Genomic DNA, 20327 nt, shown 5'->3' with positions numbered 1-20327 from the left:
CACTCCTGGACAAGGTGGTGGGGAGGCCCAGCCTAGACGCTGGGGCGGGTGCGGGAGGATGTAGGAATGCGGATCGTGGTCCTTACCGGGGGCATCGGCGGCGCCCGGTTCCTCCTCGGCGTGCGCGAGCACGCCCGTGCCATCGGCGCCGAAGTAACCGCCGTGGTGAATGTCGGCGACGACGTACGCATGCACGGCCTTCAGATCTGTCCCGACCTGGACAGCGTCATGTACACGCTGGGCGGCGCGGCCGACCCGGAGCGTGGCTGGGGCCGGGTGGGCGAGACCTGGGTCGTCAAGGAGGAGCTGGCGAAGTACGGCGTCGAGCCGTCCTGGTTCGGGCTCGGCGACCTCGACACCGCCACTCATCTGGTGCGTACGACGATGCTGAACGCCGGTTACCCGCTCTCCGCGGTGACCGCCGCCCTCTGCGAGCGCTGGCAGCCCGGCATCACCATGCTGCCGGCCACCGACGACCGCCTGGAGACCCACGTGGTGGTCGACGTCGAGGGCGAGCGCAAGGTGATCCACTTCCAGGAGTGGTGGGTGCGCTACCGGGGTGAGCTGCCGACGCACAACTTCGTCTTCCGGGGCGCCGACTCGGCGAAGCCCGGTGCCGGTGTGCTGGACGCGGTGGCCCGGGCGGACGTGGTGCTGGTCGCGCCGAGCAACCCGGTGGTCAGCATCGCGCCGATCCTCGCCGTACCGGCTCTGAAGGACGCCGTGGCGAACGGCCCGGCACCGGTCGTCGGGGTGTCGCCGATCATCGGTGGGTCGCCGGTGCGCGGCATGGCCGACAAGTGCCTGACCACGCTCGGGGTCGAGGTGAGCGCGGCGGGGGTGGGCCGGATGTACGGCCCGCGCGCCGAGGGTGGCCTGCTGGACGGCTGGCTGGTGGACACGACCGACGAGGGCGCCCAGGTGCCCGGCGTGCGCACCCGTGCCGTGCCGCTCTGGATGACCGACGAGAAGGCCACCGCGCGGATGGTCGCCGACGCGCTGGAGCTGGTCCGATGAGCCTGTCGATCCTCCCGGTCACCGGCATCGGCGACGTCACCGCCGGCGACGACCTGGCCGAGCTGATCACGAAGGCGGCACCCTGGCTCGCCGACGGCGACGTGCTCGTGGTGACCAGCAAGATCGTGTCGAAGGCGGAGGGGCGTCTCGTCGAGGTGCCCGCCGACGGGCCGGAACGCGAGGAGGCCCGGCAACAGGTGCTCGCCGGCGAGACGGCCCGGGTGGTGGCCCGGCGCGGGCCCACCACGATCGTGCAGACCCACCACGGTTTCGTGATGGCCGCCGCGGGCATCGACGCCTCGAACGTCGACAAGACCCACCTGGTGCTGCTGCCGGCCGACCCGGACGCGTCGGCCCGCGCCCTGCGTGACGATCTCGCCGAGCGCGGCCTGGACGTTGCGGTGATCATCTCCGACACGATGGGCCGGGCCTGGCGCAACGGGCTGACCGACGTGGCGCTCGGCGCGGCGGGCATCGGGGCGCTGCGCGACCATCGGGGCGAGTTCGATCCCTACGGCAACGAGCTGACCCTGACCCAGATGGCCGTGATCGACGAGTTGGCGGCGGCGGCCGAGCTGGTCAAGGGCAAGTCGGACAAGGTGCCGGTCGCCGTCGTCCGGGGATATTCCTGGGCGGGCGCCGGATCGGGCGCCCGGGAACTCGTCCGGGACACCGCGAGCGACATGTTCAGCCTGGGCACCGCCGAGGCCCGCGCTCAGGGTCTGCGCGACGCCGCGCACCTCGATTCCTGGAGCGCGCCCGACATCGGGGAGAGCCGCGTTCTCCGTCTCACCCCCGCCGGTCCATCTCCGGCGGATCTCATCCGCTTGGGCGAAGAGGCCCACCGCGTACGGTTACTGCTCGCCGCCGACGGCCTGAGCAGCAAGATCTCCTTCGACGACGACGGCGTGACCATCGAGGTGACCGAGTGAGCGAGCTCTACGACGACACGGCCCGGATCCTCAGCTCCTGGGTGGCCACCTCGGAGGAGGCCGAGCTCGCCCGCAAGCGGACCCTCGACCTGCTGGCCGACGGCCCGGAGGCGATGACCCGTGCGCACCGGGCCGGGCACGTCACGGCCAGCGCCCTGATCGTCGACGACGCCGGCCGGGTGCTGCTCTGCCTGCACGGCCGGCTCGGCATGTGGATGCAGCTCGGCGGCCACTGCGAGGCCGGCGACAGCACGCTGGCCGGCGCCGCCCTGCGCGAGGCCACCGAGGAGTCCGGCATCGCCGGGCTGGTGATCGACCCGGAGCCGATCGACATCGACATCCACGAGGTGCGGTGCGGTGCGGCCGACGGCGCGCCGGCCGAGCCCTCGGTCCACTTCGACGTGCGGTTCCTGCTGCGCAGCCCGGCCGGCGCGACCGAGCAGATCAGCGAGGAGTCCGCCGATCTCGCCTGGTTCGCACCGGACGCGCTGCCGAGCCCGCTGGCGTCCGGAACGGTGCGCCAGATCGCTCCGGCGCTGGCCCGCCTCTAGATGTAACCGTGGTGGCCGAGCTCCTTGAGCTCGTCCACCAGGTGCTTGACCTCCTGCGCCCGCTCCCGGGGGCAGACCAGCACGGCGTCCGGGGTGTCCACGATGATCAGGTCGCGGACGCCCATGGCGGCCACCAGCCGGCCCGACGACGGCAGCACCACGAGGTTCTCCGCCTCGCGCAGCAGCACCGTCGGCCGTTCGCGCGCGCCGTCCTGGCCGACGATCACGTTGCCGGCCGGGTCGGCGGTCAGCACCTCACCGAGGGTGTGGAAGTCGCCGACGTCGTTCCAGCCGAAGTCGCCGGGAACCGTGCCGACCCGCCCGACGGCGGCCGCGCCCTCCATCACCGCGTAGTCCACCGAGATCCGGGGCAGGGTCGGCCACACCTCGCCGAGCACCTCCTCCCGGGCCGCCGTGTCCCAGGCCGAGGCGATCCTGCTGACGCCGGAGGCGAGCTGCGGCTGCTGCCGGGCCAGCTCGGCCAGGAAGACGTCGACCCGCCAGACGAACATGCCGGCGTTCCACAGGTAGTTGCCGGACTTCACGTAGCTCTCGGCGACGTCGTACGACGGCTTCTCCTTGAACTCCTCGACCCGCAGCGCCGGACCGTCGCCGGCCGCTCCGCCACACTGGAGATAGCCGTATCCCGTCTCCGGGCGCGTCGGGGTGATGCCCAGCGTCATGAGCAGGCCCTGCCGGGCGCCGTCCATCGCCTTGCGGATCACCGCGGCGAACTGACCCGTATCCGTGATCAGGTGATCGGACGCGAACGAACCCATGATCGCTTCCGGGTCGCGCCGGGCGATCACCGCGGCGGCCAGGGCGATCGCCGCGCACGAGTCCCGCGGGGACGGCTCGACGAGCACGTTCTCCTCGGGAACCGAGGCCAGCTGCCGGGAGACCGCCGCGGCGTGCGCCACACCGGTCACGACGAACGTCCGATCGGGTGAGGCGAGAGTGTCCAGCCGATCCACCGTGGCCTGCAGCAAAGAGGCCGAGGTACCGGTCAGAGGGTGAAGAAACTTCGGATGACCGGCTCGGGACAGTGGCCAGAGACGGGTTCCGGTGCCTCCGGCGAGAACCACGCCATAAAGCACAGCCTGTTCGTCGCTCATGCGCGCAGAGTTTAGTGGAGGATCAAGCCGCGACACGCGTCCACGTTGCCACGTGAACTTCCGCGCTGGACGCCCAGGTGAACTCTTTCGCCCGATCGAATCCGGCCTTCGCGAGGCTCTGCCGGCGCTGCTCATCGTGCAGCAAATCGGCCAAATCCTCGGCAATTCGCTCCGGCGCCTCGGTGGTGTAGGCCACCGCGTCGCCACCCACCTCGGGCAGCGAGAGCCGCGGCGTGGTCAGGACCGGGGCGCCGCAGGCCATCGCCTCCAGGATCGGCAGACCGAAACCTTCACCGAAAGATGGGTAGCAGGCCACCAGCGCGCCACCGAGGAAGCCGGGGAGGTCGGCGTACCGCAGGTAACCGGGCCGGAGCAGGCGCAGATGCGGCGGCACCTCGGCGACGGCGCGGTCGATGTCGTCGTCGTGCCCCTGACCGCCCGCGATCACCAGCGCCGGCGGATGCGGCCAGTCGGCCACCGCCCGGGCCCAGCCGCGGATCAGGTTCGGCACGTTCTTGCGGGGCTCCTTCGCACCGAGGAATGCGACGTACCCCGAATCGCCGAGGCCCAGGCGGGCACGGACCCGCGCCTTCTCCTCCGCGGTCGGCTTGTGGAAAGCCGAGTGGTCGACACCGTGGTAGGCCACATCGATCCGGGTGGGGTCGGCGTCGAGCAGGCGGATCAGCTCGTCACGGGTGGCCTTGCTCGGCACGATCACCCGGGCGGCGCGGCGCAGCGAGGTCTTGATGGCGCTGCGGAAGAACGTCCGCTTCGTGTTGTCGTAGTGCTCCGGCTCGGTGAAGAACGTCGCGTCGTGCACGGTGACCGTGACCGGGCTGCCGGCCCGCAGCGGGCACGTGTAGAACGGCGAGTGCAGCACCTCGGCGCCGACCTGCTGAGCGAGCAGCGGCAGGCCGGTCTGCTCCCAGGCCAGGCGGGCCGGGCGGTGCACGATCGCGGCCGGCGCCGGGATCACCTCGGCTGACGGAAGCATGCGGCGGTAACGCTCCGCATCCGAGCGCTGGGCGACGACGGCGAGATTCAAACGATCCGCTTCGAGCTCACCGAGGGCTCCGAGCAATCCGTCGACGTATCTGCCGACTCCGCCTCTGTCGGCCGGGACACTAGTGGCGTCGACCAGCACTCGCGGGGGGCGACCGGGGGTCACGAGGCATCTCCTTGGCGTCTATGACGTTCGGGTGGCGTCACTGTCGAGGGTACGCCCGGAAGGCTTCGAGAAAGTGTCCGCGACACTGAGGGTTATTCGGGGCTCTATCGTGTGGGCGGTGACGAACACGATCCCGCAGGCATTCGCGGCCGCAGTCGAACGTGACCCGGCCGCTCCCCTGCTGACCTGGTACGACGACGCCACCGGAGACCGCACCGAGCTCTCCGGGGCGACCCTTGACAACTGGGTCTCGAAGACCGCGAACCTGCTGGTCGACGGCATCGGGCTGGGCCACGGCGACACCGTCGCGCTGGTCCTCCCGCCGCACTGGCAGACCGCGGCGCTGCTGCTCGGCGTCTCCGCCGCCGGTCTCGCCGCCGACCTGGGCGAGGAACCGCAGCCGGTGGAGGCCGTCTTCACCACACCGGACCTGGTGGAACGGGCAGCCGCCTGGTCCGGGCTGGACCGGTACGCCACCGGCCTGCTGCCGTTCGCCATGCCGCTGCGCGCCGTGCCCGACGGGTACGCCGACTACGTCACCGAGGTCCGCAACTTCGGCGACTTCTACCGCGGCGCCCCGGTCGCGCCCGCCGACCTGGCACTCGGCGGCCCCTATGAGCTCAGCCACGCCGACGTGATCGAAGCGGCCACCGCACGGGCCGCCGACCTCGGCATCAGCGCCGGCGACCGGGTGCTGATCGACACGTCACTGCATCCGGACGCGGCCGACTGGCTGCTGGCCCCGCTGGTGGCGGGCGCCTCGGTGGTGCTCTGCGCCAACCTCGACAAGGCCAAGGTGGAGTCGCGGAGCACCAGCGAGAAGGTCAGCGTCGTTCTCGTTCAGTAGCCAGGTCGGCGAAGGCGGTCAGTGACTCCGGGTTCGCCAGGGCGCCCTTCGCCGCCGCCGAGTCCACGGGGGTGCCGGTGAGTATCCGCTTCACCGGCACCTCCAGCTTCTTCCCGGACAACGTGCGGGGCAGCGCGCGTACCTGATAGGCGGCATCGGGCACGTGCCGTGGCGACAGCGCGGCACGCAGCTCTCGCGCGATCCGGCCGCGCAGGGCGTCGTCGAGCTCGGTCCCCTCGGTGAGCACCACGAAGAGCAGCAGCTCGCCGTTGGGATCGTCGGCGCGGTCCAGATGCACGACCAGCGAGTCGACGATCTCGGGCAGGCTCTCCACCACCGAGTAGAACTCGGCGGTGCCCAGCCGCACCCCTCCCCGGTTCAGCGTGGCGTCCGACCGCCCGGTGATCACACAGCTGCCGTCCTCGGCGATGGTGATCCAGTCGCCGTGCCGCCAGACACCGGGGAAGACGTCGAAGTACGCCTCCCGGTACCGCGATCCGTCGGTGTCGCCCCAGAACCCGACCGGCATGCTCGGCATCGGCGCGGTGATCACGAGTTCGCCCAGCTCACCGATGACGGGATGGCCGGTCGGATCGAATGCCTCCACCTTCGCCCCGAGGATCCGCCCGGCGATCACCCCGGCCCGGACCGGCAGCAGCGGCGCGCCGCCCACGAACCCGGTGCAGACGTCGGTGCCGCCGCTCAGCGACAGCAGCTGAAGATCTCTGCCGACCGCCTCATAGACCCAGGCGAAACCCTCCGGCGGCAGCGGCGCGCCGGTCGAGCCGACACCCTTGAGCCGCTTGCGCGGGGTCAGTCCCGCCTTCCGGCAGGCCATCAGGAACGGCGCCGACGTGCCGAAGTACGTGATCCCGGCGGTGTCCACGAGATCCCAGAGCGCATTGAGGTCCGGCCAGCCCGGGTTCCCGTCGAACAGGACGATGCCCGAACCCACCGCCGGCCCGCTGACCAGGAAGTTCCACATCATCCAGCCGGTCGTGGTGAACCAGAAGAAGCGGTCCTCAGGGCCGAGATCGTGGTGCAGCGCCAGTGTCTTCAGGTGCTCCAGCAGGATGCCACCGTGCCCGTGGACGATCGGTTTCGGCAGGCCGGTGGTGCCACTGCTGTACAGGACGTACAAGGGATGATCGAAATCGACGGGCTCGAACGTGAGTGGCTCGTCGCCGGTGAGTTGATCCCAATCGCCCGCGGTCTCGTCGAGGTAGCCGATCGTGATCACGTGCTGGATGGACGGGATCGCTGCCGATATATCGGAGATCTCGGCTTTTCTGGTGACGGCCTTGTCGCCGTAGCGGTAGCCGTCCGTCGCCACCAGGACCTTGGGCTCGATCTGACTCCACCGGTCGATCACGCTGCGGGCGCCGAACTCGGGCGCACACGACGAGAAGATCGCGCCGAGGCTCGCCGTCGCGAGCATCAGCACATAGGTCTCCGGGATGTTCGGCGCATAGGCCGCAACCCGGTCACCTCTGCCGACGCCGCGGGCCTTCAGCCCGGCACGGACCTTGGAGACCTGATCGCGCAGCTGCCGGGCGGTCAGATGGATGGGGTCACGGCTTTGGGAGTACGCCCGGACGACCGTGTCGTCATCTCCCCGGCCGGGAATCCGCAGCACGTTCTCCGCGTAGTTGAGCGTCGCCCCCGGAAACCACTCCGCGCCCGGCATGCCCGTGTCACCGAGCACCGCCCTCGGCTGATCGTGGGCGATCACCTCGAAGTAGTCCCAGATCGACTGCCAGAAGCCGGCCAGATCGGTGACCGACCAGTCCCAGAGAGCCGCATAGTCGGCGAATGTCAGGCCACGCTCGCGTTCCAGCCAAGCCAGGTAGTGGCCGATCCGGGACGTCTCCCGGATGCCGGCCGGCGGCTCCCACAACACTGTGTCCGTCGTCACCGTCATGCGGCACACCCTAAACCGCTACAGGCCGTCGTTGTGGATCTCCGCTCGCGCCTTCTGGATCGCGGTCCGGCGGGCGAGACGGTGATCACGCCGGATCATCGCCTCCTGGAAACGCCGCCGATCCTCGCCGTCAGCGGGCAGCACCGGCGGCACCTTCCGCGGGCGACCGTCCACATCGATGCCCACGAACACCAGGTACGCGGTCGCCACCGGGATCGGTTCGGTGTCGGCGGTGTCCCAGCGTTCGGCGGTCACTCGGACGCCGACCTCCATCGACGTCGAGCCGGCCCAGTTGACCTGCGCGTACGCGTGCACGAGATCGCCGACCCGTACCGGCTCCAGGAAGACGATCTCGTCGATCGCCGCGGTGACGGCCGTGCCGCCGCTGTGCCGTGCCGCACTGGCGCCGGCCACGTCGTCCACGAACTTCATCAGCACACCGCCGTGCACGGTCCCGTACAGGTTGACGTCGACCGCACTCATGATCCGGCTGAGCGTGACCCGTGAGCGCGCCGTGGGGCGTGGGAGTTCCATGTCTGTACGTTACGACGGCATTCGCGAGCGCTTGCCCGGCCGGGGTAGCGTGCCGGATCATGCGTCACCTCAGGTCGATTCTGTATGCACTCGTGCTGGCCCCGTCCATCTGGATCCTGGCCGGTGTCGGTTTCACCCACGACCTGACGAGTCGCGGCCGCGAGTTCTTCGCCGAGGAGTCGATCGCGGGCCTGCTGCTTCTGATCTTCTCCGGCATCCTGTACGCCATCCTCACGTTCGCACCGGTCTCACCCGCCGGGCCCGTGCTGGCGGGCGTGGCCTATCTGGGTGTCACGATCTGGGCGTGGACGTCGCCCGAGGCGTACGCGGGTCTGTGGGCCCCGGAGATCTCGAAGGACACCTTCGACCTGAGCCGGCCCGGATACGGACTGGCCGCCCTCCTGGCGATTCCGCTGATCGGCACGGCACTCAGTGCCCGCCGCTGGGCCCGCTACGAGCCTCCGGTCCTCCCGATCATCGGCGAGATCGGCCGTTTCCGCGGCAAGGCGTCGGTGGCCGGCGCGGCTCCGCTCTCGATCGCCGAGACGACGGTCATCCGCCCCGCCACCACACCGGCGACCCTGGCCCGCCCGGCCGCCACCACTCCGGCCACCGACCGAACCGTAGCCATCCCCGGCACCGCAAACCCCGGCGCCGCGACCCCCAACGCCGCGACCCCGAACGCCGACCGAACCGTCGCCGTCCCGAACGCCGACCGGACCGTCGCCGTCCCGAACGCCGACCGGACCGTCTCGTTCCCGACGAACGACCGCACCGTGGCCTTCCCGGTCAACGACCGGACCGCAGCCGTGCCCGCCTCCGACGCCACCGTGGCGATCACCGCTCCGACCAGCCCCGCCGCTGCCGGGCCGACGGTGGCCGCCCCGCGCGAGGACACCACGATGCTCTTCCCGGCGGCTACCGGCGACAAGCCCCAGGCATCCGCCGAGCAGGCCGGCGACCAGACCACGGTCCTGTCAGCGATCAAGCCGGCGGACGACGAGGAGACCCACCGCCTCTCCCGAGGCGACGTGACCCCGTCCACCCCCGCCGCACCCCCGGCAGCCCTCAAGCCCGCGGCCGCCGCACCCCCGGCAGCCCCCAAGCCTGCGTCCGCCGCACCCCCGGCAGCCCTCAGGCCCGCCGCCGCACCCGCAGCCCCCAAGCCCCCGGCCGCCGCACCCGCAGCCCCCAAGCCCGCGGAGCTCCGGGCCGCCGAACCCAAGCCGGCAGACGCCAAGCCGGCCGAGTCCACGCCCGCAGACGCCAAGCCGACCGAGTCGAGGCCCGCAGAGTCCAAGCCCGCAGAGTCCAAGGTCGCGGAAGCCCAGACCGTCTTGATCCCGGCCCAGCGCTCAGCTCCCGCCGCGGAGTCCTGAGACTCGAATCTCGCTCTCCGGTACCGCCGGGCGGACCCTGCCGAGAATCAGACGGTCTCGACCCGGCGGGCGAAGAGTGCCGAGGCCGCAGCGCCCATACACAACACCGAGCACATCAACCAGACCACGACATAGGCACCTTCGGTGGGAGTCGTCCCGCTCCCCTGCACCAGAGCAGCGAGGATCGCCGCGACCACGGCACCGGCGACCGCCCCGCCCAGCGTCTTCACGTTGTTGTAGAGGGCGGTCGTGATCCCCGTACGAGAAGGATCAGCGGTCTCCGCGATCACCGTGGGCATGGCACCGAGCGCAACACCGGCGGCCAACCCGACCGGCAGCTTGAAGAGCAGCAGCTGCCAGAGCTCGTCGTGGAACAGCGCCTGCGCGAGGAATGTGCACGCGATGGTCAGGAACGCGACGACGAGGGTGGGCCGGTACCCGAATCGCCCGGCGATGGCCGCCGTCAGCGTCGAGCCGACCACGGCCATGACGGCGGCGGGCAGCGCGACGAGCGAGATCTGGAGAGCGGTGAAACCGAATCCGTATCCCGCCGAGGAACGGTCGGCGGCGAGGAACGTCGAGTCCGGGGCCTGGCTGCCGAAGTAGACGATGCCGAAGACGAACGAGCAGAGGAAGAACGGCGCGACCTGCCGCCCGGCCAGTGCCCTTAGGTCGACGAGGGGTTCGGCGGTGCGCAGTTCGAGGGCGATCCACGCGGCGAACCCGGCGAGGCCGGCGACGGTCAGCGCCACACCGGCGGTGAAGGCGGAGCCGAGCAGCGAGATGCCGCCGAGCAGCGCGACCATCGAGGCGCTGAGCACCGCGACGCCGGGAACGTCCAGCTTGCCGGTGGCGAGCCGGGACGTCTCCGGTACGGCCAGGAACGACACGGGCACGCAGATCACCGCGAGGATCGCCGGGATCAGCAGGGTGAGCCGGGCGTCGCCGATGACCTGGTAGAGGCCGGCGGTGATGACGCCGCCGAGCAGTCCGCCCAGGGCCAGCGCGCCGACCAGCCGGGCGATGGCTCGCCGGGCCAGTTCGACCGGCAGGCGGTCCCGGACCAGCGCGATCTCGAGAGGCAGCAGCGCGGCCAGTGGACCGAGGAGGGCACGGCCGGCCAGCAGGACCGCGAGGTTGGGCGCGATCACGACGAGAACGCTGCCGACGGCCACGCATGCCAGGGCGATCCGGAGCATGCGGCGGTGGCCGTACAGATCACCCAATCGCCCGAAAGCGGGGACGGAGACCGCAGCGGTGAGCAATTGGACCGAGATGACCCAGTTCAGGTTGGCGTCGGAGATGTTCATCTCGGTGCCGAGGTCGGGCAGCAGCGGCGCGACCCCACCCTGGATGAACCCGCTGGTGATCTCGAAGAGGACCAGCAGGCCGACGACGGCGGAGACCTTCTGCTTCTCCAGGACCGCGGTCATCGGGAGAGCCGGGCCAGAGCGAGGGAGGCCAGCGCCACAGCGGCCTCCGGAACGGCACGGTCGTCGAAGACGGCCTGGGGCGCGTGGTTCATCGGCGCCGTGGCCGGGTCGGTTCCCGGGGGAACGGCGCCGAGCATCAGGTACGCGCCGGGCACCTGGTCGAGCACGAACGAGAAATCCTCCGACCCGGCGAGCGGCCGCGGCGCCAGGAACGCACGCTGGGCGCCGAAGACCTCCTGCATGGTCCGGTACGCGAAGTCGGCCTCACCGGCGTCGTTCACCGTGACCGGGTAGTTCTCCTCGTAGTCGATCTCCACCTGGACACCGTGCGCGTCAGCGACGCCCCGCACGACCCGTTCGACACCGGTCCGGATCGCGGCGTGGGTGGCGGCCGAGAACGTCCGCACGGTGGCCTGGAATGTGCCGCTCGACGGAATGACGTTCGAAGCGGAACCGGCGTGGATCGAGCCGACGGTCAGCACCGCCGGGTCCCACGCGTCGGCGGTCCGGGTCACCATCGTCTGCAGGGCTGTCACCATCTCGCAGAGGGCGGGCACCGGGTCGACGGCGAGGTGCGGCGACGAGCCGTGCCCGCCACGACCGGTGACCGTCACGGTGACCGAGTCGGAGGCGGCCAGGACCGGGCCGGGCCGGGTGGCGATCAGGCCGAGGGGCAGCGCCGTGGCGGCCACGTGCAGGGCGTACGCCGCGACGACCCGCGAACCGGCCGCGTCCAGCACACCCTCGTCGATCATGATCTTGGCGCCGCGCTGGCCCTCCTCGCCCGGCTGGAACATGAGGACGACGTCGCCGGCGAGCTCGTCGCGCCGGGACGCGAGCAGATGGGCCGCGCCGACCAGGCCGGCCGTGTGGATGTCGTGGCCGCAGGCGTGCATCGTGCCGGCGATCCGGGAGGCGTACGCGACACCGCTCTCCTCCTGAACCGGAAGCGCGTCCATGTCACCCCGCAGCAGCACGGCCGGACCGGGACGGCCGCCGCGCAGCACTGCGGTGATCGAGGTCAGCGACTTGCCCGTGGTGATCTCCAGGGGCAGGCCGTCCAGCGCCGCGAGCACCTTCGCCTGGGTCAGCGGTAGGTCGAGCCCGAGTTCGGGTTCGCGGTGCAGCGCCTGGCGCAGGGCGATCAGACGCTCGGCGTACGGAAGAACGTCGGAGGAGGTGAACATGGCGGTATGGTCACCAGAATGAACGTCGTGGCGCGGAAATTGCAGAGATCCGCCAGCCATGCCAGCTGATACGCCGGAAACGCTCACCCTCGACGAGCTGGACTATCAACTCCTGACCGCTCTGCAACTCGCGCCCCGCGCGGACTGGCAGCGGATCGGCGCGGCGCTCGGCGTGGACTCCTCGACCGCGGCCCGGCGGTGGAACCGGCTCTTCCAGTCCGGGCACGCGTGGATCAGCTGCCTGCCGGCCCAGCTCGCGCTCCCCTCGGTGGTGCTCGCCGTCATCGAGGTGGACTGCGTGGCGGGCCGCCTGCCCGAGGTGGCGGCCGGCCTCGCCGACGACGTGAACATCGTGACCCTGGAGCACGTGACCGGCGCGCGGGACCTGCTGATCCAGGCCGCCTTCGTCGACCACGTGCAGCTCGGCCGCTACCTGAGTCTGCGGCTCGGCACGCTCGCCGGGGTGGCGGCGTCGCGTACGCAGATCGCCGTGACGGTGCACATCGAGGGCAGCCGGTGGCGGCTCGACCGGCTCAGCGAGCAGGCTCGGCAGTCACTCACCGAGGGACGGGCGGGGGCGGCGAAGAAGGGGCATGTCTTCGGTGACGAGGACGTACGACTGATCCAGGCTCTGAGTGAGGATCCGCGCCAGCCGGCCGTGCGGATCGCGGAACGGACCGGTCTGAGCCCGACGACGGTCCGGCGGCGACTCGATCGGCTGGACGTGGAGCGGTCGATCGTCTACCGATGCGAGGTGGCGCGGTACGTCTCCGGTTACCCGATCTCGGTGTCGCTCTGGTGCACGCTGCCGCCGGCCGACACCGGGCGGGTGGTGAGCAAGCTGAGTGGGATGCGGGAGACCCGGTTCTGCGCGACGCTGTCCGGCTCGGCGAACCTGATCCTGGTGGTCTGGCTGCGGTCGGTGCAGGAGGTGGCGGCGTTCGAGGCGCGGCTCGCCGTGCAGGTGCCGGAGCTGACGATCACGGACCGGGCGGTGGCGCTCTGGGTGCTGAAGCTGGGCGGCCATCTGCTGGATCCGCTCGGGCGCAACCTGCGGACGGTGCCGCTCGGATTCTGGAACGACCCGGTGTCCGACGCTGCCGAAGGCGAACTTTTGGCTCGCCTCCGGCAGGCGGGACGACTGACCGCCCCTACACAGCCAGTCGCGGGTAGTCCAGATTGAACCCACCGGCTTCACAGTAAACCGTCGGTCGCCTAGCGAAGCACCCACTTCTGGTTGGCGCCGGTGGTGCAGGTCCAGATCTGCAACCGGGTGCCGTCTGCCGAATTATTTCCGGTCACATCCAGACATTTGCCGGAATATCCGTTCACCAGGCGTTGCGTGGCACTGTCGTACGTCCACTTCTGCGAACTCCCCGAGTGACAGTCCCACAGATGCGTCACCGTACCGTCGGCGCTGCTCGGACCACTGATGTCCAGGCATCTGCCGAGCGACCGCAGCGTCCCGTCCGAGGCCCGCGTCCACTGCTGGGCGGTCGTCCCGTTGCACCCGTAGAGCTGCACCGCGGTCCCGTTGGCCGAGGACGCGCCCGCCACGTCGACGCACTTGCCGCCGAGCCCGGTGATCGTGCCGCTGGGCTGCGGCGCCGAGGCCCCGGACCAGGTGAAGGTCGCCGTCGTCCGGGCCGGCAGGGTGTAGACGAAGGATTGCGAACCCCAGTTCACCCGTACGGACTGGGCAGCCGTCCCGCCGTTGTGCGCGATCAGCGCCTTCGAACCGTCCGGGTTGCGCCACGCCACGTTCTGCACGGCGGTGTTGTTCGACTCGATCCGGACCGCGCCCGGCTTCACGAACTTGGTGAGGTGCCCGGTCGTGTAGTACTCGATCGTGTAGTCGACCTGCCCGGCCCGGCTGCCGCCCTCCTGCACGGTGATCAGCCCGGTGCACGTGCCGCAGCCGCCGTTGTGCGGTCCCATGTTCTGGTTCAGCGCCAGGCTCCACTTGACCAGGCTGCTGCTCCAGTTGCGGGCGTAGTTGACGATGTCGGCGAGGTCCTCGTTGTGCTGGTTGGTGATCCACGTGCCGCCGGAGTGCTCGGTGCTGAACTGCTTCACCGCCGGGTACGCGTTGTGCACCTCGGTCCCGACGGCCGGATCGCCTGCGTACCCGTGCCAGGCGATGCCGCCGAAGAGCGGATCGTCGCGTACTCCGGCGTCACCGAGGATGGCGGCCCCGAAGTTCGCGTAGTCGCCGTAGTTCCAGTCGTGGATCAGCACCTTCGTGGTGATCCCGGCCGCCCGGAACGCCGGGTAGACGTGGTTCTTGGTGAACTCGGCCAGGCCGGACGGGTTCCAGCTCATGCCGGGGTAGTTCATCGCCGTCGGGTTGGCGGCCTGGCAGCAGTTCGGCTCGTTCTGCACCGAGATGTAGTTCACCGGCACGCCCGCGGCCTGGTAACTCTGGACGTACTTGACCAGGTACTGGGCGTAGAGCGGGTAATACTCCCACTTGAGCCAGCCCATCTGGTCCATCCGGCCGTTGTCCTTCATCCAGCCGGGCGCGCTCCACGGGACGCCCTTGACGCGCAGCGCCGGGTTGAGCTGCCGGGCCTGCTGGGTCAGCAGGCGGACGTTCGTGTCGTACCCGTTGCTGCCGAAGTCGTTCAGGTCGCAGCAGGTGTCGTCGAGCGAGACGTTCCCGGGCCGGGACAGGTCGGAGGCGCCGATCGGGTTGCGGACGAACGAGAGCCCGATCCCCTCGGCCGGGCTGAACAGCCTGGTCATCACGGCGTCGCGAGTGGCCGCGCTGATCGGGCCGCCGCGCAGCAGGTAGGCGGTGGTGTCGGTGATCGACGCGCCACCACCCTCGAAGGTCTGGTAGGTGACGCCCTCGTTCACCGTGATCGTCTGGTTTGCGGAGCCGCCGGCCGGGCCGAAGGTGATCGGGGATTGCTGCTGGAGCCCACGCGTGACGGCGCGGCCTCCACTGTCCGATGTGGTGGTCAAGTAGACGTTGACGGTCTCGCCGGCGGCGAGGGCTGGGGATGCGGGGGACGCGAGGAGAGCAGAAGCGCCGACCGCCGCTGCTAGCAACAGTCTCATGACCGGAAGGAAACCTTCGTTAATCCAACCGGGTCAATGCTTTCAACCCCGGGATTGCGCTGTTGAGGTTCCGGAACCGTGAAACACGTCAGTGGAACCGCGCACCACCAGTTCGGTCGCCAGCTCCACGTGCAGCGCCTCCAGCCGATGGCCGCCCAGCATCCGCAGCAGCAGGTTGACCGCCATCCGGCCCATCTCACCGAGCGGCTGCCGGACCGTGGTCAGCTGCGGACGGCACGCCTCGGCCAGCTCGATGTCGTCGAATCCGGCCACCGACAGGTCCTCCGGAACCCGCAGCCCCCGCTCGGCGGCCGCCCGCAGCGCGCCGATCGCCATCTTGTCGTTGAACGCCACCAGCGCGCTCGGCCGGTCCGGCAGATCCAGCAGCTCGGCCGCGGCCCGGTGGCCCAGCTCGGTGGTCGGCTCGGCGACGAACCTGGTCAGCTCGGGCGCCTGCAGCACGCCGGCGTCGGCCAGCGGCGACAGGTAGCCGGCGAACCGGTTCTCACCGGCCAGCCAGTCCCGCGGGCCCCCGATGATCCCGATCCGCCGGTGACCGAGTTCGACCAGGTGCGCGGTGAGCATCCGGGCGCCGGAGAAATGCGCGGCGGAGACGGCGGCGATGTTGCGGGGCGGCGGCGTACGAGGATCCACCACCACGAACGGGAACCCCCGATCCCGGAGCTTGACCAGCTCGGCGCCGGGTTCGGGGGGCAGGATCAGGATCGCGCCGGCCACGTCCCGGCGGCCGGTGAGCTCGCCCAGCACCCGGTCGCGCTGCGCCGCCACCCCGGCGTTGAGGATCACCTGGAGGCCGTGCGGCTCCAGTGCCTCGGTCAGCGCGGAGACGATCAGTCCGAAGTAGTCGGTCAGCACGTACGGGCAGCGCACGAAGATCCCGGTGGCCCGGTCGCCGCGTCGCCGGGGCGCCTGCCGTCCGAGACCGCCCATGGCGCTGAGCACCCTGTCGCGGGTGTGCGGCGCGACGTTGGCCCGCCCGTTCAGCACCCGGGAGACGGTCGCGATCGACAGGCCGGTCTGTGCTGCCACGTCCCGGACGGTGACGCGTCGCGGCACTGTTTCATCCCCGTGTTTCATCGGCCGAGCATAGACGCTGATACCTGAGTGCTAGGGGACAAACAGTCCTGCGGACCGACGTGCGCCGATCCACCGTCTTCCTACTTTTCCGGCCATGAACCGACTGTGGATCGTCACGTTGCTGCTGCTCGCCGCGCCGGCGCTCTGGCTCTTCAGCCCTGCCGAGGCGACCCTGCCGGACCTGCGCTACGACCTGAGCCGGAAGATCATCGCCGACGATCCGCACGGCGACGGCCGGATCGCCGAGGTGCTGGGCGATCTCACCACCGCCCGCCGGGTCGCCGTGCTGATCCCGGGCGTCGACACCACCAGGTCCAATTTCGACACCGGTCTCGGCGGCGTCATCCAGCGCGCGCCCGCCTGGCAGGCCCGCCGCCTGCGCGACGAGATCCTCGCGCGAGATCCGGGCGCGCCGGTCGCGGTGATCGCCTGGCTGGGCTACGACCCACCCGAGGGGGTACGCCGGGAAGCCCTCCGCGAAGACCGCGCCGCGGCCGGAGCCGTAGCCCTGCGCGCCTTCGTCGACGTCCTGCTGCGCGACCATCCGGAACGGCGGATAACCCTGATCGGCCACAGCTACGGCTCGATCGTCGCCGCCATGGCCGCACCGGCCCTGCCTCCACAGGTGACCGACATCGTGGCGATCGGCAGCCCCGGCCTGGGCGTCCCGAACCGTGCGGCCCTGCACACCGAGGCCCGGGTCTGGGCAGGCAGCGCCCCCGACGACTGGACCCGTCGCCTACCGCCGGTGCGCCTCCTCGGCGTAGGCCACAACCGCACTCCTGCCGACCCGGCGTTCGGCGCACTCCGCCTGCCCTGTGACGACGTCACAGGGCACGACGGCTACTTCCGGCCGGGCACGTCGTCCCTGACGGCGATGGCGGCCATAGCCCTGACCGGCTCCCCCACGACCGACGATCCCGCCCTCGATCCCAGCCGCTGATCAGCCGGCCACCAGGCGCAGCGGCTCTCGCAGGTCACGCAGCGCTGCAGCGGTCGCTTCGTCGCCCGGCAGGTAGGTCACGATGCGCTGGTCGTCGTCGGCGGAGAGTTCCAAGGTCTCGTACATCAGCCTCAGAGCACCCGCCTCCGGGTGAGCGACACGCAGCGCCCCGGTGGCCCGGGCCAGACCCGGCACGCGCGCGACCCGTGCGGTGAACGCGGATCCGGCCGTGACGGTCAGCTCGTCCGCGAACGCCGCCACGTGCGGATCGGCCCGGAACGGTCCCTGCTTCAGCGCCGCGACCTGCTCGTCAGCGACGTGATCCCAGTCCGGGAAGGCGGTCCGGGCACGCGGATCGGCCAGGACGAACCGGACCAGGTTCGGGTCCGGGCCGTCGAGCAGACCCAGCGGGGCGGCGAGCCGGCGGAAGCCCGCAGTGCACGCCAGGACATCACCGAGCTGGTTGAGCAGGACGGCGGCGGCCGGTTCCAGATGGTCGAGGAGGGCGCGCACGGTGGGGCGCACCGCCCGAGCCGGACCGAGTTCTCCCCGGCAGCGGAAGCCGGGGTCCGCGGACTTGACCAGGCGGTGCAGGTGGACGCGCTCGGCCGGGGTGAGCCGCAGGACACCGGCTAGTGCGGCGAGCACCGGCGGCGACGGATGCCGGTCCCGGCCCTGTTCGAGACGGATCAGGTATTCCACGCTCAGGCCGGCGAGCATCGCCACCTCGGCCCGGCGCAGCCCGGGAGTACGCCGCCGCTGCCCGTGCGGCAGCCCCGCCTCGGCCGGACTGACCGCCTCACGCCGGCTGCGCAGGAAGAGACCGAGCTCGTTGTCGCTCACTCCCCGACCGTAACAACGCCGGCGCCCCGGAGGGTGTCCCCGTCACTACCACCCTTGTGCCGGTCTCCCCGTCCGCCCGATCCCGGCCCAGAGTCGGTCACATCCGATGCGAGAGGTGTGGAACATGTCCGAGAACGTGGTGGTGGTCGGTGGTGGCTACGGCGGCATCGCGGTGGCGAAGGCGCTCGACGACATCGCCGACGTGACCCTGGTCGAGCCGCGCGAGTCGTTCGTGCACAACGTGGCGGCGCTGCGTGCCACGGTCGATCCTTCCTGGCAGGACAAGATCTTCATTTCGTACGACGGACTGCTCACCCGCGGCCGGGTCCTGCGGGACAGGGCCGTGCACGTCACGGACGGCATGGTGCGGCTGTCCTCGGGCACCGAACTGGCGGCCGGCTACACGGTGCTGGCGACGGGTTCGACGGGTCCCTTCCCATCCAAGATCGACGACCCGGCGCACGGGCCGGCCGACCTGGACCGCCTCCGTGACAACCTGGCCCGCGCGTCGCACGTGCTACTGCTCGGCGCCGGTGCGGTCGGGCTCGAACTGGCGGGCGAGATCGCGGCGGCCTGGCCGGGAAAAGCGGTGACGATCATGGATCCGGGCCGGGAGCCGCTCGGTGGACGCTTCCCGGAGGAGTTCCGGTCGCTCGTCCGGCGACAGCTCGCGGCTTTCCCCGTACGACTGAAGCTCGGAACCTCGCTGCGCACCCAGCCGGAACCGGCGCCCGGAAGCCTGCGCCCCTTCACCGTGACCACCGACCAGGGTGAGGTGATCGCCGCCGACCTGTGGCTGCCGTGCTTCGGCGGACGGGTGGACACCGGATATCTGGATCCGGCCCTGGCCGGGGCCAGGCAGCCGGACGGGCGGCTCACGGTGACGCCACGCCTGACCATTCCCGGACACGACCGGATCTTCGCGATCGGCGATGTAACAGCCGTGCCGGAGATGAAGACGGCCCGCAACGCCGCCGCGCACGCCGAGGTGGTCGCCGCCGGGATCCGCGCGCTGCTCCACGGCGAGACCCTGTCGCCGGAGCACCACCCGGCGCCGGACGCGATCGTGCTGCCGCTGGGATCGGACGGTGGCGCGACCTACGAACCGAGCATGGGCGTGCTCGGCGCTGCGGAGACGGCCGGGTTCAAGAAGACGTTCTATCTGGAGCGGTACGCCGCGATGCTCGGCGCACGGACTGACACGCCGACCTCGATGTAACGGTAGGTCAGCTCGCAGATGCCGTAGAGCGCGGCCAGGAAGACGACCGCCTCGACCGGGCCGTGCAGATACCGGCCCACGACCTGCAGAAGGACATAGTGGACGAGATAGACCGAGTAGCTGATCACGCCGATCCGGGTCAGCCAGGCCGGGGTCCGCCGGTGACGGGTCACCATCCCCACGGCGAAGGCGCCGCCGAAGACCAGCAGCGTGATCACCGAGCGGGCCGTGTACTGCGGCGTGAACCCGCCGAGCGACCGCAGCTCGGCGAACCAGTTCGTCAGCAGCGCGCCCGCCACGACCGTCACCGTGATCAGAACCGGCCACCAGGTGGTCTGGCCGGTGTCAGCTCGATAGATCGCGGTACCGGTGAACATCACGGCCAGGATGAGCAGGCCGTCCCAGGCGTGCGACGGGTTCATGGCAGTCAGCAGGAGGAAGCCGGCCAGCCCCGCCAGGGTCAGCCCGCCCACCGTGATCGCCCAGCGCCGGCGGCTGCAGACGCCGGCCAGACCGGCGGCGAGGGCGATCACGGTCGGGACGATCACCTCGTGTCGCGCGGAGATCAGCGGCGCGGTGGCCACTCCCAGGAGAGCGAAGATGACCGCGACGATGGACTCGGCTCGGTGCAACCGGATCGCGAACAGTGCCGAGACGAGCAGGTAGAAGGCCATCTCGAAGCTGAGCGTCCAGAGGACCGGTGTCACCAGTTCGGTGTTGGTCAGGAAGGGGAGCATTGTCGCGTGAGCGGTGGTCGTCGGGAGCGACAAATCCGGATTTATCGGGATAAGTGATGCCGCGATGATCACTGCTGTGTAGAGCGGCCAGAGCCGCCGGAAGCGCCCCGCCCAGAACCGCCGAAGGTCGCCGTGGCGTTCCAGCGACGCCGGGATGATGTATCCGCTGACCAGGAAGAACAGCATCACCCCGGCGACGCCGGCATGCAGCCACTCGCTGGTGACCGCGCGAACCTCGGGGAAGGCGAACCGGCTCACGTGGGCATAGAGGACCAGCAGGACGGCGACCGCCCGCAGTCCGTCCAGCCACCCGAGACGCCGGTTCGACATTCCGCCTCAG

The 20327-nt window shown here is 70.6% G+C and carries 18 protein-coding genes; 8 read left to right on the top strand and 10 right to left on the bottom strand.

Features of this window, described 5'->3' with window-relative positions:
- Nucleotides 1-66 precede the first annotated feature (66 nt).
- From cofD to EP757_RS14600, 3 genes are read left to right on the top strand one after another with little or no spacing between them, the layout of a single operon-like run.
- Nucleotides 67-1017 carry a 2-phospho-L-lactate transferase gene (cofD, locus tag EP757_RS14610; RefSeq protein WP_127546362.1) on the top strand — a complete coding sequence of 317 codons (951 nt, stop codon included), beginning with the start codon at nt 67-69 and terminating at the stop codon, nt 1015-1017.
- Nucleotides 1014-1949 carry a coenzyme F420-0:L-glutamate ligase gene (locus EP757_RS14605; protein WP_127546359.1) on the top strand — a complete coding sequence of 312 codons (936 nt, stop codon included), beginning with the start codon at nt 1014-1016 and terminating at the stop codon, nt 1947-1949. Before cofD ends, EP757_RS14605 begins: the two co-directional genes overlap by 4 nt.
- Nucleotides 1946-2500, top strand: a complete 555-nt coding sequence (locus tag EP757_RS14600) for an NUDIX hydrolase (RefSeq protein ID WP_127546356.1) — start codon at nt 1946-1948, stop codon at nt 2498-2500. Before EP757_RS14605 ends, EP757_RS14600 begins: the two co-directional genes overlap by 4 nt.
- On the opposite strand, the gene EP757_RS14595 is transcribed toward EP757_RS14600, so the two are convergent.
- Nucleotides 2497-3615, bottom strand: coding sequence for a mannose-1-phosphate guanylyltransferase (locus tag EP757_RS14595; RefSeq protein WP_370457815.1), 1119 nt, complete (start codon nt 3613-3615; stop codon nt 2497-2499). The two genes, EP757_RS14600 and EP757_RS14595, sit on opposite strands and share 4 nt — an antisense overlap.
- Before the next feature lie 22 nt (nt 3616-3637).
- A complete protein-coding gene (locus tag EP757_RS14590) occupies nt 3638-4783 on the bottom strand; it encodes a glycosyltransferase family 1 protein (protein WP_127546353.1) in 1146 nt (381 codons plus the stop codon).
- Between the two features lie 118 nt (nt 4784-4901).
- On the opposite strand from EP757_RS14590, the gene EP757_RS14585 reads away from it, so the two are divergent.
- On the top strand, nt 4902-5630 hold the full coding sequence (locus EP757_RS14585) for a TIGR03089 family protein (RefSeq protein ID WP_127546350.1): 729 nt from the start codon (nt 4902-4904) through the stop codon (nt 5628-5630).
- Here the strand turns inward: EP757_RS14585 and EP757_RS14580 are convergent.
- Nucleotides 5608-7551, bottom strand: coding sequence for an acetoacetate--CoA ligase (locus EP757_RS14580; protein ID WP_127546347.1), 1944 nt, complete (start codon nt 7549-7551; stop codon nt 5608-5610). The genes EP757_RS14585 and EP757_RS14580 overlap by 23 nt on opposite strands.
- Nucleotides 7552-7569: 18 nt before the next feature.
- Nucleotides 7570-8085 carry an acyl-CoA thioesterase gene (locus EP757_RS14575; RefSeq protein ID WP_127546344.1) on the bottom strand — a complete coding sequence of 172 codons (516 nt, stop codon included), beginning with the start codon at nt 8083-8085 and terminating at the stop codon, nt 7570-7572.
- A 59-nt stretch (nt 8086-8144) separates the two neighbouring features.
- Between EP757_RS14575 and EP757_RS14570 the strand changes: the two genes are divergently transcribed.
- Complete coding sequence (locus tag EP757_RS14570; RefSeq protein WP_127546341.1) at nt 8145-9464, top strand: hypothetical protein; 1320 nt, start codon at nt 8145-8147, stop codon at nt 9462-9464.
- Nucleotides 9465-9511: 47 nt separating this feature from the next.
- Here the strand turns inward: EP757_RS14570 and EP757_RS14565 are convergent, their stop codons facing one another.
- Nucleotides 9512-10897, bottom strand: coding sequence for an MFS transporter (locus EP757_RS14565; protein WP_127546339.1), 1386 nt, complete (start codon nt 10895-10897; stop codon nt 9512-9514).
- On the bottom strand, nt 10894-12084 hold the full coding sequence (locus tag EP757_RS14560) for a M20 family metallopeptidase (RefSeq protein ID WP_127546336.1): 1191 nt from the start codon (nt 12082-12084) through the stop codon (nt 10894-10896). The genes EP757_RS14565 and EP757_RS14560 overlap by 4 nt, the downstream gene beginning before the upstream one ends.
- A gap of 58 nt (nt 12085-12142) precedes the next feature.
- Between EP757_RS14560 and EP757_RS14555 the strand changes: the two genes are divergently transcribed.
- Nucleotides 12143-13267 carry an Lrp/AsnC family transcriptional regulator gene (locus EP757_RS14555; RefSeq protein WP_127546333.1) on the top strand — a complete coding sequence of 375 codons (1125 nt, stop codon included), beginning with the start codon at nt 12143-12145 and terminating at the stop codon, nt 13265-13267.
- A 32-nt stretch (nt 13268-13299) separates the two neighbouring features.
- Here the strand turns inward: EP757_RS14555 and EP757_RS14550 are convergent, their stop codons facing one another.
- Together EP757_RS14550 and EP757_RS14545 are read right to left on the bottom strand one after the other, a co-directional pair.
- The gene (locus EP757_RS14550) at nt 13300-15147 is read right to left on the bottom strand and encodes a ricin-type beta-trefoil lectin domain protein (protein WP_127546330.1); all 1848 of its coding nucleotides are present in this window, start codon (nt 15145-15147) and stop codon (nt 13300-13302) included.
- 42 nt (nt 15148-15189) lie between these two features.
- The gene (locus EP757_RS14545) at nt 15190-16245 is read right to left on the bottom strand and encodes a LacI family DNA-binding transcriptional regulator (RefSeq protein ID WP_127546326.1); all 1056 of its coding nucleotides are present in this window, start codon (nt 16243-16245) and stop codon (nt 15190-15192) included.
- A gap of 94 nt (nt 16246-16339) precedes the next feature.
- Between EP757_RS14545 and EP757_RS14540 the strand changes: the two genes are divergently transcribed.
- Nucleotides 16340-17188, top strand: coding sequence for an alpha/beta fold hydrolase (locus EP757_RS14540; protein ID WP_127546323.1), 849 nt, complete (start codon nt 16340-16342; stop codon nt 17186-17188).
- On the opposite strand, the gene EP757_RS14535 is transcribed toward EP757_RS14540, so the two are convergent.
- Nucleotides 17189-18031 carry a helix-turn-helix domain-containing protein gene (locus EP757_RS14535; protein ID WP_127546320.1) on the bottom strand — a complete coding sequence of 281 codons (843 nt, stop codon included), beginning with the start codon at nt 18029-18031 and terminating at the stop codon, nt 17189-17191.
- Nucleotides 18032-18155: 124 nt separating this feature from the next.
- Between EP757_RS14535 and EP757_RS14530 the strand changes: the two genes are divergently transcribed.
- Complete coding sequence (locus EP757_RS14530; RefSeq protein ID WP_127546317.1) at nt 18156-19250, top strand: FAD-dependent oxidoreductase; 1095 nt, start codon at nt 18156-18158, stop codon at nt 19248-19250.
- Here EP757_RS14530 and EP757_RS14525 read toward each other — a convergent pair.
- Nucleotides 19190-20317, bottom strand: coding sequence for an acyltransferase (locus EP757_RS14525; RefSeq protein ID WP_127546314.1), 1128 nt, complete (start codon nt 20315-20317; stop codon nt 19190-19192). The two genes, EP757_RS14530 and EP757_RS14525, sit on opposite strands and share 61 nt — an antisense overlap.
- Nucleotides 20318-20327 lie beyond the last annotated feature (10 nt).

Source organism: Actinoplanes sp. OR16 (assembly GCF_004001265.1).
Taxonomy (GTDB): domain Bacteria; phylum Actinomycetota; class Actinomycetes; order Mycobacteriales; family Micromonosporaceae; genus Actinoplanes.
The sequence above is the reverse complement of the archived record's forward strand: the minus strand, read 5'-3'. Positions and strand labels throughout refer to the sequence as shown.